This window comes from Chthoniobacter flavus Ellin428 (assembly GCF_000173075.1).
GTDB classification, from domain to species: domain Bacteria; phylum Verrucomicrobiota; class Verrucomicrobiia; order Chthoniobacterales; family Chthoniobacteraceae; genus Chthoniobacter; species Chthoniobacter flavus.
The window spans coordinates 72,943-87,306 of sequence record NZ_ABVL01000004.1; the positions used below are offsets into that span (position 1 = coordinate 72,943).

Genomic DNA, 14,364 nt, shown 5'->3' on the forward strand with positions numbered 1-14,364 from the left:
TTTACACCGCCCTTCTCGCCAGCGATATTCCGCGCCCTTTCGCATGCAGCACTTCGCCATTGGTTTAGCCGGGATGGGCAATGTCGGCGCAGGTGTCTTCAAACACCTGACGCAGAATCGTGCCCTGCTCCGGGAACGGCTCGGGTTCGAGCTCGACGTCAAAAAGATCGCCCTTCGCGACATCAACAAAAATCGCGGCGTGGATTTTCCCACCGGCATCGTCACGACCCGCTGGCAGGACATTCTCGATGATCCCGAGATTCGCATCGTCGTCGAACTCATGGGTCAGAAAGAGGAGAGTCTCCGTTTCATGCTCGGCGCCATCGAGCGCGGCAAGACCGTCGTTACCGGCAACAAGGCGCTCCTCGCCGAGCACGGCCGGGAGATTTTCGACGCCGCGACCAAGCATAAGGTGCCCGTCTTTTTCGAAGCCGCGGTGGCCGGGGGCATCCCGATCATCAAGGCGATCCGCGAAGCCTTCATCGGCAATCATATCCGCTCCATCCACGGCATCATCAACGGCACGAGCAACTACATCCTCACCCAGATGACCGAGCGGGAGATCAGCTTCACCGAAGCGCTCGCCGAGGCTCAGGCCCAGGGCTACGCCGAGGCCGATCCCACGCTCGATGTCAACGGCTGGGACGCCGCGCACAAGGCCGTCATCCTCGCCTCGCTCGCCTACGGCTTCTGGGTGCCGACCGACAAGATTTTCGTCGAGGGCATCGACCAGATCACCGCTGGCGACATCCGCTTTGCCAAAAAACTCGGCTACGCCATCAAACTCCTCGGCATCATCAAGGCCGACGAAAATGGCGAGATCGAGGTGCGCGTGCACCCCACTCTCATCCCCGAGAAACACGTCCTCGCCTCGGTGAATGGGGTCTTCAACGCCCTGGCGGTCCATGGCGACGTCGTCGGCGAAACGCTCTTTTACGGACGCGGCGCCGGCCAGGATCCGACCACCAGCTCGGTCATCGCCGACCTCGCCGAAGCCGCTGCCGCGCTGCAATCGCCGCGCAGCAATTACGGCTTCATGCCCCACGGGCTCTACGGCACGTGCAAGCCGATCGACCAGATCGTCTGCGAATACTACCTGCGCCTTACCGTCGAAGATCGCCCCGGCGTCGTCGCCCAGGTCGCCGGCGTGCTCGGCGCCTTGAACATCGGCATCTCCTCGCTCTTCCAGCCCGAAGGCACCGAGGGTGAAGCCGTCCCGCTCGTCTTCGTCATCCACAAAGCCACCAGCGCGCAGATTCAAAATGCGCTCGATCAAATCGGCGCGCTGCCGTGTGTGAAAAAAGCCCCGCGGATGATCCGCGTTGAAAATTTCGCATGAGCACCTATCGCCCCCTGCACGACCGCGGCGTCATGGCTCGCTGGCGGGAATACCTGCCCGTCACTGAGGCCACGCCTTTCATTTCGCTGAACGAAGGCAGCACGCCGCTCATTCATTCGCCGAAGCTCAGTGAGCGCGTCGGCCGCGGCTGCGAAGTCTACATCAAGTACGAGGGTCTCAACCCCACCGGTTCCTTCAAGGATCGCGGTATGACCATGGCGCTCTCCAAGGCGGTGGAAGACGGCGCCAAGGCGGTGATCTGCGCCAGCACTGGCAACACCAGCGCCGCCGCTGCCGCCTACGCCGCGCGGGCCAGCATCGCCTGCATCGTCCTTCTGCCCGCCGGCAAGATCGCCTTCGGCAAGCTCGCCCAGGCCTTCATGTACGGCGCCAAGGTCGTGGCCATCGATGGCAATTTCGACGACGCCCTGCATCTCGTCCGCGAGATCGGCGAGACCGAGCCGATTGCCATCGTTAATTCCATCAACCCGTATCGTCTGCAGGGCCAGAAGACCGCGTCGTTTGAGATCATCGATGTTCTCGGCGATGCGCCCGACGTGCACATCCTGCCCGTGGGCAACGCCGGCAACATCAGCGCCTACTGGATGGGTTACCAGGAATTCCATCAGCTCGGCAAAGCCACCAAGCAGCCGCGCATGTGCGGTTTCCAGGCCGCCGGCAGCGCGCCGATTTTCTACAACAAAGTGGTCGAGAAACCCGAGACCGTGGCCACGGCCATCCGCATCGGCAATCCCGCAAGCTGGAAGCTGGCCAGCGCCGCCATTACCGACAGCGGCGGCAGCATCGACATCGTCACCGACGCCGAGATCCTCAGCGCCCAGCAGTGGCTCGCGGCCCACGAAGGCATCTTCGTCGAGCCCGCCAGCGCCGCCAGCATCGCCGGCCTTTTCAAGAGCCTCGAAAATCCCATTCCGACCTGCCCCATTCCGCGCATCGCGGAAGGCAGCAAGATTGTCTGCACCGTCACCGGCCACGGCCTCAAGGACCCCGACATCGCCCGCGAACAATGCGGCAGCGTCATCCCCGCCAAGGCGGAGAAGGGGGAGATTCTGCGGCTCATCGCGGGGTAGCGTTTTCCGTTTAGGTGCGATGCGCCGAGTGGAGCGGTAGCGCCGAATCGAAAACCCTGTCATCCTGAGCGGAGCGGGGAAGTATGGGCGGAGTCGAAGGACCTCCAATTTCTGCGGGTTTTCGCGCGGAGCTGTAACCACACTGGAAAGAACACGCCCTCGAATGCCGTGTGGGGTGAGCAAGGGCGGATATGGGATCCTTCGATTCCAATTGGCCGCTTCTTGGCATTGCCAAATGAAAATGCTGTAGCGGCGCCGTCCTAGCGTCGATCGCAGCGCCGAAGAGTTTCCGACGCCGAGGACGGCATCGATAGGCGTGATGCGGTAAAAATTTCTACGCTCGGGTGTCGATTTGAGTAAGAGCCGAAACGATTCGGACGTATTCCCTCCCATGGGAATTTTCGTCTTCAGCAACTCGTGCACTGCGCAATATCGCCGATCTCTTTTTTGGCTTAAAAAATCTGCGGTTCCGATCTTTGGGGTGCTCTCGTTGCTCGGAAGTGTTGATGGTATTGCGGATGGTCCTGCGGCGGCGACGATTCAGCAGCAGCGTTCCATTCCGTTGGAGCCAAAATCTGAGGTGATTGATCGCGCCACCGTCGCTATCTGCGAGACACTCAAGACGATCCGGCCCCGGTCGCACCAATCAACCAAGGTAATTCACGGGATAGACAAGCCGTATATCCTCTACGGCGATCTATTTCACAACGGTGGCATTTACGCGTTGGTGACGATGGATGTGTTGTTCGACAACGGTCGGCATATAGGCATTGGATTTGCACAATGGACCGCGCACGGGTGGGAGGCTCGAGGGTTTTGGGACATCCAACCCGAATGGGTTCCCAGAGGGGCCGCTCCTGATCCTGATGTACGTTACCCGATTACTCCGGCCGAGAAACCGTTTTGGGTCATGGATTTCAACGGAAAAGGGGATCTTGGCTTAGTGATGGCGGGCCAGGTTTGGAGATACTGGCAGGAGCATTTTCTTTTCAGATTTGATTCCGAAAAGAATTTACTCGTGCCGCTCGAGCAGGCGATGAGAAGGCCGCGCCTCATTCACGGCTGGCTGCGGCTCTATTACAACTCTGGTCACCGCTCGATATATGAGGAATGGCACTTTGCCCGCTGGAATGGGCGACGCTTCACCCAAAAGATTTCGTGGCACAGCGAGTCGCCATATAACAACGTCGATCCGCCCTTTACAGAAGTGGTGCTGACCGATCGTGACGGAGGGGAAATCGAATATAGAATCGTGGAAGGAGAGATGGGTTCCGATAGACAACTCGTCTACGAGATTACCAGAGACGGCGAGGCCTTCGCGCGCCTGAGTTTCGAATGGCCCAAGCCGATCGGGGTGGTGGATGGGACAGCGGAAATCTATATGTTCAAGAAGCTCACGCACCTTCCATCGTCGATGTTTCCCGACACGCAACCTTTCCCCAGAAAGCCTTTGACGCATTTCCAAACGGTGCGGGTGACTGGAAGTGGGGAGGCGGTGAAGATGTTGTCTCCTTGAAAGGGAGACTTCGGGCGATGGCGTCTAGTCCCTTGGCAACGGCCATGGATACCCTCATCCCCTCCTTCGCAAAAAATCCTTCGCCAGTTTCCCCAGCGTCATCACCGCATTCTCGATCTTCGCGTCGATGCGATACCCGCAATTGATGCGCATGAAATTCGAAAACTCGCCGCGTGGAGAAAAGAGCGGGCCGGGGGCGATGCTGATGCCCGAGCGTTGGGCGCTGCGGGAGAGCTGCACCGCATCGATCTGCGGGGGCAATTCGCACCACAACACAAACCCACCCTGCGGCTTCGAAAGAGCGATGCCTTCCGGCAGGGCGTGCGCCAGCAACTCGCGCATGTGATTTACCTGCTGCCGGTAAATGCCCCGTGCCTTGCGCAAGTAGCGCTCGTAGCCGCCTTCACGTAGATACGCGGCGAGCGCATAGGAAGGCAGCCCCGCGTTGGCCAGCGTGGTCGTTTGCTTGAGACGCATGACGCGATCTTTCCACCGGGCGGGCGCGATGTAGCCGAGCCGCAAGCCCGGCGCGATCGTTTTGGAAAACGAGCTGCAGAGGATTACGTTTTCATCGAATGCGCGCAGGCAGCGCGGCCGCGGGCCGGCGTGCTGGAGGTCGCCGTAAATGTCGTCCTCGATTATCGGAATTTCCCGCTTCGCCAGCATCTGGCAGAGACGCAACTTGTCTTGATCCGACATGCACGAGCCGACCGGATTGTGAAAGCTGGGAATCAACACACAGGCCGCCACGCGGGTCTTGCGCAGCGCTGTCGAGCACGTCGAGGTTCAAGCCGCGCTCCGCATCCACGGGAATCGGGAGCGCCTTCAGCCGCAGTTCCTGCAGCACCGTCGCGATGCCGAAATAAGTCGGCGACTCGACGACCACGGTATCGCCCGCCTCGCACACGGCGTGCAGTGCCAGCGCCAGCGCTTCGGTGCAGCCGATGGTGAGAATGAAATCATCCGGGGTCAGCGCACAGCCCCACTCGAGCGAGCGACGCGCCAGCTCGGTGCGCAGGGGTGGACAGCCCGGCGGAAAATCGTAGGACGAATATTCTTTGCGCAATTGCCTGGCCACCGCGCTCATCTCCCGCGCCATGCGCGCTTCCGGCAGATTTCGCGGGTCCGGCACGGCTACGCCCAGCGGGACGAGGTCCGGCGCATTTTGCGCGGCGAGGATGGCGGTGAGGGGATCGAGCTTGGAATAGTCGGCCACACGCGGCGACTGCGAGCCGGCGCTCGGTGGCCGGACCGTATCCGCGCGGCTGGCCCGCACGTAGTAACCCGATTTCGGCCGCGCCTCGAGCAAACCGCGATCTTCCAGCATCGCGTAAGCCTGCAGCGCCGTCGGGACGCTCACCCGCCGCTGACGGCTGAACTGGCGCAGCGAGGGCATGCGATCTCCGGGTCGCAGCGAGCGGTGTTGAATCATCTCTTCGAGTGTATCCGCGAGTTGCTGATACAGCGGGTCGGTCAGCGAGTTTCCGAGCGCAGTCATATCGGCAGGATACTGCAAAAGCGGCAATTGCACAGATACAGATTGTAGTGATTACGGCTTGTACAGTGTGATCTGTACAAGCCGATTTTCTGCGCGGGTGCATCTGTTGCCACCGGCTTTCCGGGCGCATGCTCGTGGTGCTATGAAAACCGTGCCTGCTCTTGGAACATCGGTCAGTCGTGCCGCCCGTGGGGCGCAAGCTCTCTCCCTATTCATCCCGGCCACCGTGCCGGACGTGATGGAGAAAAACGCGCGCCCCATTTCCCTGCAACTCGCGCGCGGTCAGGTGCATCGCCTCGACCCGGCCGATGGCGTTCGCGAAATCCAGGTGCTCGACGGAGTCGTCTGGCTCACCACCACGCCCGCCGAAGGCGACATCCTGCTGCGCGCGAGCGATCGGTTTTCTACGCCCAACGCGGGCCGCATCGTCTTCGAAGCGTTGAAGGATGCCTCCGTGCTGCTCGTCCCCGCGCCACGGCGCGCCATCTAATTCAAGGCTGAAAGATCCCATTTAGCACCGCCGCCAGACGATAAGCTGCGCGCACGGCTTGATGTTCGCAGACATCGATCTGGTCGGTTGTGTATTGGGGAGTGACGTTCGTGCCGTCGATGATTTCCTGGGTCTGCCCGGCGGCATTGGTTTCCTGGTAGACATGGGCATCGGCGAGGGCCGCTCCCTGGGCAATCCAGTGGGCTACATTGAGATCTGCGGCGTCGCTGTCCCCCGGCTTGAGCTGGTTGTTCCTGAGCCACGCGTCGGTGACCTCCATGGCATCTGCCGGGGTGAGGTCCTGTCTCGCCGAACGATGGCCGCCCGCCGCGTGATCGATCCCTTCGTCCCAGTAGCTGTGCAGATTCACCGCGTGAAGCGCGCCGGAAGCGCCATCCCACGGAGCGATGATGTTCACCGCATTGCCGCCGATGTCGCCTCGGTGGTTATGCGCGTAGTTCGAAGTGCAATGGAGCGGCTGGTGCAGATCTCCCGTGAGATGCTCGATCCAGCACAGCCACCAGGCGGCATCTCTCAAATCGGCTCCCGCCGCGCTGTTCTTGAGCTTCGCGAGCTGGGCCGTGGCGTAGTTATATGCGACGAGCGCGTTTGACTCGTAGATCTTCGGCGCGTGCGAGGTGCTGTAATGAATGGGCGTGTCGTAATAGTGCCACGTCTTGCAGCGGATGTACTCTGATTTCGGCTTGGCCAGTTGCTGTGGCGAAACATCCGGCTGAAACGTCAGGTTCATCCGGTCGACATATGCGTCGTCAAAAACCGTGCTCGCGCCTGGATCCCGAATGACATCCGGAAAACTGGATGCCCGGCGAAAGGCATCGCGCAACGTATCATCGCCATTGTTCGCCGGTACATAGCGCGGGTCACCATGCTGGAGGATCTCCCGAATTTTGTTTTTCGCCGCCGGCGTCAGGCGGGTGTAGGCCATGTCGGCGATCTGTTCATGGCCGGGCGTATCCCACGCCAAGGCGAAAGAAGCACAGATCAGCAGGAGAATCGTGGCGTGAAGAAATGGCGAACGCATCGGAGTCGGTGGAAGGGTCAGGAATAACCTTTCCGATGATCGCGGGCCAGAACACACCGCAGGGCATTCAAATTCCGCCGGCGCTTTCGGAGTATGCGTAACCAACCGCATTCCGCTATCGTCTGTCCGCTCGAATCCGCGAAATCCTTCGCGGTTCGCCAAACCGACTGCCATGCCTTCCTTCCTCAAGCTCTGTCTTTTCGCCTTTGCCGCGTGGGTGACGACCGCCTCCGCTTATGACCCATTGAAATTGCCCGCCGGCACTTTGCCGCCGCCGGTCGACCTCACGGTCCATGATGCCGCGCGCAATCGCGATATCCCGCTACGCGTTCTCCTGCCGATGTCCTCGGCGCCCGCGCCAGTGGTGTTGTTCAGCCATGGTCTCGGAGGTTCGCGTGAAGGCAGTCCGTTCCTCGGCGAGCAATGGTCGGCGCGAGGCTGCGTCGTCGTGTATCTGCAACATGCGGGTAGCGATTCCGCCGTGTGGAAAGGCGTGGAAGCGGCGGACCGCATGGCTGCCTTGAAGAGCGCGGCTTCGCTGCAAAACTATGTGCTGCGGTTGCAGGACGTGCCGGCGGTGCTCGATCAGCTCACCGCCTGGAACAAGGAGACGGGGCATTCGCTCGCCGGGCGTCTGGATTTGAATCACGTCGGCATGTCGGGGCATTCCTTCGGCGCGCTGACGACGCAGGGGGTGAGCGGGGAGACGTTGCCCACTGCCGGGAAGCGCTTTACCGATCCGCGCATTCGTGCCGCGATCGCCTTCAGCCCCGATGTGCCGGGCAAGGGCGACCCGAAGGCCGCCTTTGCCGAGGTCACCATCCCGTGGATGCTCATGACCGGCACGAAAGACGTCGCTCCCGTGGGTCACGCCACCGTGGAGTCGCGGCTGGCGGTTTATCCCGCCTTGCCTGCGGGCGACAAATACGAAGTGGTCCTCGAAAACGCCGAGCATTCCGTCTTCACCGATCGCCCGCTGCCCGGCGACCAGCAGCCGCGCAATCCTAATCATCACAAGGTGATCCTGGCCCTGAGCACGGCCTTTTGGGATGCCTATCTCAAAGGCGACGCCGAGGCCAAAGCCTGGCTGGCCGGCGACGGCCCCCGCCAGGTCATGGAATCCGGCGACCGTTGGCAGCGGAAATAGGCGAGCCGATCGGCGGCCGAAAGGTTTTGAAACACAGAGGACGCGGAGACGCGGAGGGGGACAATCAGACAGGGAGACAGGGAGACAGGGAGACAGGGAGACAGGGAGACGTCCTGCCGGAGGATGTCTCATTGTCCGATTGTCTGATTGTCCCACGGCGCCACGGGGGCAACCCAGAACCAGAAACCCGAAACCCACCACGCCCCCCACCCCCGACCCCCGAATCGTCACCCGCCCCGTGTTGACACCGCCCGCTCCGCCCGCGATGCTGCGCCCCCCTTTTATCTGACGTGAATCCCATCATGACCGACGCCCCTTATCAATGGATTGAATCGACCTCCTGGGAACTGGAGTTCTTCGGTCTGCCCAATCGCATCCCGTGGCCGAGCAATGTCGACCCCAAGCTGGCCAGCAGCGACCCGTTCGAAATGAACCATCTGCTCGACGCCGTCGAGTCGATGGGCGCCGATGCCCCGGAACCGTTTGGCCGTTTCCTCAAGGCCTCCGAGCACCTCGATGAATTCGGCGAAGCCGTGCAAAATTCCGAGATCGTGCGCGCCTACGAATTGTTGGAGAAGTTCGACGAACAATTTCCCGACACGGCGTTTGCACTCTACCACCGCGGCTCGCTGTCGCGGTTGGAAGGTGACGATGAAGGCGCGGTCGAACTCTTCGAGCAGGCGGCGGCGAAGGCCCCTCGCGGGGGTGGCCATTTGGAACAGCATCGGCGTGGTGAACGCCACGCAGGGCAAACGCGACGAAGCGGTGGCGGCGTTCAAAAAAGCGCTGGCGGTGTCTCCGCAGGATCGCACGGCGCTCGATGGCCTCGTGCAGATGCGCGAGATGGTCAAGCTGCTCCGCAATGCCAAGGATCCGAATTCCGCCTTCTACATGGACCTGCCGACCTTCGGCCAGATGGCCATGCGCCAGGTGCAGCAGTTGGTCAACGATCCCGAGCAACTCCTGAACTACGGCGAGCAATTGCTGCGCGAAGGTTATGCGCCCGAGGCCGGCCTCGCGGCGATGCAGCGTGCGGTCGAGGCCCGGCCCGATGATGCCCGCGCGGTGATTGGCCTCACGATGGCCTATCGCACGCAGGGGAAGCTCGAGGAAGCGCGCGCGACGATCACGCCTTTCACCGAGAAACATCCGGAAGATCCGCGCGGATTCTTTTTCCTCGCCACCGTGTGCAATGCGCTGGGCGATGCCGAGGGCGAGCGCAAGGCGCTGGATCGCGTGCTCGAGCTCGACCCGAACGCGCAACAGCCGCTGGGCATCCGCTTTGGCCTGAACGACGCCGAGCACGACCCGGCCAAGGAATCCGAACTGGCTCGTTGGGCTGAGGAGCGGAAATCGTGGATGGCCTACATCCTGGCGAGCAACATCGCGCGCAAGCGCGGGGACGCGAAGGCCGCGCTGAAGTGGGCGGAAAAGTCCTACGAGATCGCACCGGAAAACGAAGACGTGGTCCTGCACCTCACCGCGGCGCTCGGCGAGGCGCGCGATTTCGAGAAGATGGTCCGGATCGTCAAGCCGCTCGTGGAGAGCGGGAAATACTCCAAGCGGCTCAACTGGAATTACGCCCAGGTGCTGCAACAGACCGGCCTCACCGATGACGCCATCCGCGTGCTGCGCGATGCGGCCCAGGGCGAAGTGCCGCCGGATTTCAAGGCCGCGGTGGTGCAGACGATCGAAGCGTGGTCCGGCGAACTGACCGGCTGCGGCGTGCGCCTCGAAGTGCATCAGGCTGGCTTCCTGCAACGTCCGGTGCTGCTCACCATCGATGGTGAAGAAGGCGGCATCGTGCTCGCCGCCGGTGCGAAGGTGCCGACGGCCGGCGGTTTCCCGTGGCGTTCCAAGGGGCCGGAAACGCGTATTCAACTCCAGCAAGGCGAGAGCGGCGGCAGCCTCGAGGTGCAGCCTTTGGGCGCCTTCGTCGTCAAGGGCATCGAGCCCGCCAATCCGATCGATTGCCACATCGTGGCCCAGCAGGACGGCAGCCTGCTCTTCCGCGCCCGGCAGGGCAACCGCAACCTCAAGGTCGGCTGGATGCCGTTGGGATTGGATAAGGCATAGTGACGGAGGAGGAGTGATGGAAGCCGCCCTTTGGAATTACCGGCGCGGCAGCGTGACGAGCCGCTTCGTCATTCGTCATTAGTAATTCGTCATTTCCCGGCCTCGATAGACCATTGACAACCCGCGTCCCTCCCGCCACCTTCCCAGCCCTTTTCCGATGAGCCTCATCGTCCAGAAATACGGCGGCACGTCCGTCGGCAATCCCGAACGCATCCTGAATGTCGCCAAGCGCGTCATCGCCACGCAGGAGGCGGGGCACGATGTTGTCGTCGTCGTCTCGGCGATGAGCGGCGTGACCGATGGCCTCATCAAGCTGGCCAGACAATGCTCCAGCAACCCGACGGAACGGGAGATGGACGTACTCCTCGCGACGGGTGAGCAGACGACGATCGCGCTCACCGCCATGGCCATCAATGGCCTCGGCAAGAAGGCGGTGTCGCTCACCGGTGCGCAGGCGGGTATCATCACCGATGGGGTGCACACCAAGGCGAAGATCGCCAACATTACGCCGAAGCAGATTCACGCGCACCTGAAGAACGGCAACATCGTCATCGTCGCCGGTTTCCAGGGTGAGACGACGGATGGCCGCATCACCACGCTCGGGCGCGGCGGCAGCGATCTCACAGCCATCGCCATCGCGGCGGCGATCAAGGCGGACATTTGCCAGATTTATACCGACGTCGACGGCGTCTACACTTGCGACCCGCGAGTCGTGCCGACGGCGCGTAAGATCGACGAGATCAGCTATGAGGAAATGCTCGAGATGGCGTCGAGCGGCTCGAAGGTCATGCAGTCACGCTCGGTGGAGTTCGCCAAGAAGTTCGGCGTCATCTTCGAGGTGCGCAGCAGCTTTAACAACAATCCGGGAACCATCGTCAAAGAGGAGACCAAGAATATGGAAAACGTCGTCGTCCGTGGCGTCTCAATCGAAAAGAATCAAGCCAAGGTCACCATCCGCCAGGTGCCTGATCGGCCCGGCACTGCGGCCAAGATTTTCAGCGCCCTCGCCGGTGCGAACCTCAGCGTGGACATGATCGTCCAGAGCGACAGCGTGGGTGATACGAACGACATTTCGTTCACCCTCAACAAGGATGATCTCACGAAGACCAAGAAGTCGATGGAGAGCGTGATGAAGGAGATCGGCGCCAAGGAGATGACCACCGAGGAAGGCATCGCCAAGCTCAGCATCGTGGGCATCGGCATGCGTTCGCACAGCGGTGTGGCGGCGAAGTTGTTCGAAGCGATGGCTGCGGGTGGCATCAATATCCAGATGATCTCGACCAGCGAGATCAAGACCGCGGTGATCATCGACGAGACGAAGATCAATGAAGCCGCCGTCCTCGCGCACGACGCGTTCGGCTTGAGCGGCAAGGTGTAGGTTCGAAGATCGGGTCTGGCAGATTGGAGATCGGAATTCGGAGTTCGATCTGCCATCTCCGAGACCCGATCTTCGATTTGCGTTCTCCCCCTGCGAGGGCGAGCTTCAAGGAGAAAGCTCCCCGGTGATGAAAACGCTCCCGATGTTCCTCAACGGCACGTGGGTCGAGGCCCAGGAAGGCCACACGCGCGAAATTCTCAATCCCGCGAACAATGAGTTGCTCGCGGTAGTAACCGATGGCGGCGAGCACGACGCCGAACTCGCCATCGGCCATGCGCGCAAGGCCTTCGACACCGGCCCGTGGCCGAAGATGCGCGCCCCCGAGCGCGCCAGTTATCTCTTCAAGCTTGCCGACCTCATTGACGGGCTGGCCGAAGACCTCGCCAGGCTGGAAACGCGCAACAACGGCAAGCCGCTGCGCGAGGCGAAGTTCGACGTCGCCGATGCCGCCGCGTGCTTCCGTTACTACGCGGGCCTCATTACCAAGCCGCTCGGACAGACCTACGAAGTGGGCGACCCGACGATCCAGTCCATGGTCGTTCGCGAACCGATCGGCGTGTGCGGACAGATCATCCCGTGGAATTATCCGCTGCTCATGGGCCGCTTGGAAGCTCGCGCCCGGCCTTGCCGCCGGCAATTGCTGCATCCTCAAACCCGCGGAGACGACACCACTCACCGCGATCGAGCTCCTCAAGCTCATCGCCGAGGCTGGCTTCCCGCCCGGCGCCGCGCAACTCCTGCTGGGACCCGGACCGACCGCCGGTCACGCGCTCGCGGCGAACAGCCACGTCGACAAGATTGCCTTCACCGGTGGCACGGTCACCGGCCGGAAGATCATGGCCGCGGCCACCGGCAATATCAAAAAGGTCACCTTGGAGCTCGGTGGCAAATCGCCCTGCATCGTCTTCGCCGATGCCGATTTCGACGTCGCGCTGGAGTACGCGATGTTCGCCATCTTCGCCGGACAAGGCGAAGTGTGCAGCGCTGGCTCGCGGCTGATTTTGGAAAGGAAGATTGCTGACAAGTTCCTTTCGCGAATGGCCGAGGCGAGTTCGAAGATCGTCGTCGGCGATGGGCTCGATCCGAAAACCGAGATGGGCCCGCTCATTACCCGCCAGCACATGGAGAAAGTGCTGCACTACATCGACCTCGGTCGCCGCGAAGGCGCGCGGACCATCTGCGGCGGCTCGCGCCTCACCAATGGCGTGATGGAAAAGGGCAATTTCGTCGCGCCTACGGTCTTCGTCGACACGCAGCCGGGCATGAAGATCGTCCGCGAAGAAATCTTCGGCCCGGTGCAAGTTGTGCAGCTTTTCGACACTGAGGAGGAAGCGCTGCATCTCGCGAATGACACCATCTACGGCCTCGCCGGGGGCGTCTTCACCGGCGACCAAGGCAAGGGCCTGCGCGTGCTCCGCGGTCTGCGCGCCGGCATCACCTGGCTCAATACCTATCACCCGACTTTCAACGAAGCGCCGTGGGGCGGCTACAAGCAGAGCGGCATCGGGCGCGAGCTCGGCACCTTCGGCCTCGACGCCTATCTGGAGACGAAACAAATCAATATCAACCTTGTTCCGCAGAGACTGAATTGGTTCAGTGGCGTCTAGCCGCCGCATGGACCACATGGTCGAACTCAGAAAAGTCACCAAGCGATTTGGCGGTTTCACCGCTGTCGATGAGGTCGATCTCACGATCAAACAAGGCGAGTTCCTCACGCTCCTCGGCCCCTCCGGTTGCGGCAAGACCACGGTGCTGCGTATGGTCTCCGGCTTCGAGACGCCGAGCGAAGGCAGCGTTTGGCTGGCGGGAGAGGATGTCACCGATCTGCCGCCCTATCGGCGCGATGTGAACCAGGTGTTTCAAAGTTACGCGCTCTTCCCGCATCTCACTGTGCAGGACAACATCAGCTTCGGCCTGCGCATGCGGAAGCTGTCGAAAGCCGAGGTCGCCGAGCGGGTGCGCAACGTCATCGAACTCGTCTCGCTTTCCGGCATGGAAAAGCGCAAGCCGAGCCAGCTCTCCGGCGGCCAGCGTCAGCGGGTGGCGCTCGCCCGCGCCATTGTCTGCCAGCCGAAGGTGTTGTTGCTCGATGAACCGCTCTCCGCGCTCGATGCCAAGCTGCGGCACGCGATGCAAATCGAGCTCAAGCGGTTGCAGAAAAAGCTCGGGATCACGTTCGTCTTCGTCACCCACGACCAAGAGGAAGCGCTCACCATGTCCGACCGCATCGCCGTGGTGAACAAAGGCCGCATCGAGCAGATCGGCGATTGCGCGGATATCTATCACTCCCCGCAGACCAGCTTCGTCGCCAATTTCATCGGCCCAGGCCAATATTCTCGCTGCCAAGGTAACCGCGCATGAGGAACACGCCAGCCCGCCTGCGCCTCGCCCCGGATGTGCACGTGTGCATTCCGCGACTGGTCGGCATTCCCGGCGTGACTGAACTGGTCGTCTCCATCCGTCCGGAGAAGATTCACCTGCAAAAAACGAAACCAGCGGGGGGACAACGTCTTCGAAGCGGAGGTTGACGAAGAGATTTTTAAAGGCTCCATCGACGAGTTGTCGCTGAAACTCCCCAGTGGTCTCACCCTCACTGCCATCTGTGCCAATGAAAGCGCGACGCAGGAGACCTTTCACAAAGGCGAGAAGGTGTGGTGCTCGCTGCACGCCGATGACATCGTCATCGTCCGCCCGGAGTGAGGCGCTCTTTCCTCGATGTGGCAGTGATCAGTAATCAGTAATCCGTAATCGGTAATCAGTAATCAGTAATCAGTAATGCGGTCGGCT

At 61.6% G+C, this 14,364-nt stretch carries 13 protein-coding genes and 2 pseudogenes; 11 read left to right on the plus strand and 4 right to left on the minus strand.

The features are described from left to right. Window positions 1-43: 43 nt before the first annotated feature. The 3 genes from CFE428DRAFT_RS08140 (at window position 44) to CFE428DRAFT_RS08150 (ending at window position 3,946) form a co-directional block, all read left to right on the plus strand. A complete protein-coding gene (locus CFE428DRAFT_RS08140; RefSeq protein ID WP_006979025.1) occupies window positions 44-1,339 on the plus strand; it encodes a homoserine dehydrogenase in 1,296 nt (431 codons plus the stop codon). Next, a complete protein-coding gene (gene thrC, locus CFE428DRAFT_RS08145; RefSeq protein WP_006979026.1) occupies window positions 1,336-2,430 on the plus strand; it encodes a threonine synthase in 1,095 nt (364 codons plus the stop codon). The genes CFE428DRAFT_RS08140 and thrC overlap by 4 nt, the downstream gene beginning before the upstream one ends. Window positions 2,431-2,821: 391 nt before the next feature. Continuing rightward, a complete protein-coding gene (locus tag CFE428DRAFT_RS08150) occupies window positions 2,822-3,946 on the plus strand; it encodes a hypothetical protein (RefSeq protein WP_006979027.1) in 1,125 nt (374 codons plus the stop codon). Window positions 3,947-4,000: 54 nt separating this feature from the next. Here CFE428DRAFT_RS08150 and CFE428DRAFT_RS40350 read toward each other — a convergent pair whose 3' ends face one another. Next, on the minus strand, window positions 4,001-4,645 hold the full coding sequence (locus tag CFE428DRAFT_RS40350; protein WP_272941104.1) for an aminotransferase-like domain-containing protein: 645 nt from the start codon (window positions 4,643-4,645) through the stop codon (window positions 4,001-4,003). An 82-nt stretch (window positions 4,646-4,727) separates the two neighbouring features. Beyond that, a pseudogene (locus tag CFE428DRAFT_RS40355) lies at window positions 4,728-5,444 on the minus strand (aminotransferase-like domain-containing protein); the annotation flags it as partial. A 142-nt stretch (window positions 5,445-5,586) separates the two neighbouring features. Between CFE428DRAFT_RS40355 and CFE428DRAFT_RS08160 the strand changes: the two are divergent. Further along, complete coding sequence (locus CFE428DRAFT_RS08160; RefSeq protein WP_006979030.1) at window positions 5,587-5,934, plus strand: DUF2917 domain-containing protein; 348 nt, start codon at window positions 5,587-5,589, stop codon at window positions 5,932-5,934. A gap of 1 nt (window position 5,935) precedes the next feature. Here CFE428DRAFT_RS08160 and CFE428DRAFT_RS08165 read toward each other — a convergent pair whose 3' ends face one another. Further along, the gene (locus tag CFE428DRAFT_RS08165) at window positions 5,936-6,976 is read right to left on the minus strand and encodes a S1/P1 nuclease (protein ID WP_006979031.1); all 1,041 of its coding nucleotides are present in this window, start codon (window positions 6,974-6,976) and stop codon (window positions 5,936-5,938) included. Between the two features lie 172 nt (window positions 6,977-7,148). Here CFE428DRAFT_RS08165 and CFE428DRAFT_RS08170 point away from each other — a divergent pair, with 172 nt between their 5' ends. Continuing rightward, the gene (locus CFE428DRAFT_RS08170; RefSeq protein ID WP_006979032.1) at window positions 7,149-8,123 is read left to right on the plus strand and encodes an alpha/beta hydrolase family protein; all 975 of its coding nucleotides are present in this window, start codon (window positions 7,149-7,151) and stop codon (window positions 8,121-8,123) included. 281 nt (window positions 8,124-8,404) lie between these two features. Here the strand turns inward: CFE428DRAFT_RS08170 and CFE428DRAFT_RS38230 are convergent, their stop codons facing one another. Beyond that, entirely contained in the window at window positions 8,405-8,866 is a 462-nt protein-coding gene (locus CFE428DRAFT_RS38230) for a hypothetical protein (protein WP_162145248.1), read from the minus strand. Between CFE428DRAFT_RS38230 and CFE428DRAFT_RS08180 the strand changes: the two genes are divergently transcribed. The 6 genes and pseudogenes from CFE428DRAFT_RS08180 to CFE428DRAFT_RS39645 all read left to right on the plus strand — a co-directional run bounded on the left by CFE428DRAFT_RS08180 (window position 8,829) and on the right by CFE428DRAFT_RS39645 (window position 14,277). After that, window positions 8,829-10,199: a tetratricopeptide repeat protein gene (locus CFE428DRAFT_RS08180; protein ID WP_162145249.1), complete on the plus strand. Its 1,371-nt coding sequence runs from the start codon at window positions 8,829-8,831 to the stop codon at window positions 10,197-10,199. The two genes, CFE428DRAFT_RS38230 and CFE428DRAFT_RS08180, sit on opposite strands and share 38 nt — an antisense overlap. Window positions 10,200-10,356: 157 nt before the next feature. After that, complete coding sequence (locus tag CFE428DRAFT_RS08185) at window positions 10,357-11,577, plus strand: aspartate kinase (RefSeq protein WP_006979034.1); 1,221 nt, start codon at window positions 10,357-10,359, stop codon at window positions 11,575-11,577. Between the two features lie 127 nt (window positions 11,578-11,704). Further along, window positions 11,705-13,184, plus strand: a pseudogene (locus tag CFE428DRAFT_RS39635) (aldehyde dehydrogenase family protein). A 16-nt stretch (window positions 13,185-13,200) separates the two neighbouring features. Beyond that, window positions 13,201-13,938: an ABC transporter ATP-binding protein gene (locus CFE428DRAFT_RS08195; RefSeq protein ID WP_237705460.1), complete on the plus strand. Its 738-nt coding sequence runs from the start codon at window positions 13,201-13,203 to the stop codon at window positions 13,936-13,938. Further along, complete coding sequence (locus CFE428DRAFT_RS39640; RefSeq protein ID WP_006979038.1) at window positions 13,935-14,105, plus strand: hypothetical protein; 171 nt, start codon at window positions 13,935-13,937, stop codon at window positions 14,103-14,105. The genes CFE428DRAFT_RS08195 and CFE428DRAFT_RS39640 overlap by 4 nt, the downstream gene beginning before the upstream one ends. A gap of 22 nt (window positions 14,106-14,127) precedes the next feature. Next, entirely contained in the window at window positions 14,128-14,277 is a 150-nt protein-coding gene (locus tag CFE428DRAFT_RS39645) for a hypothetical protein (RefSeq protein ID WP_237705465.1), read from the plus strand. Window positions 14,278-14,364: the final 87 nt, after the last annotated feature.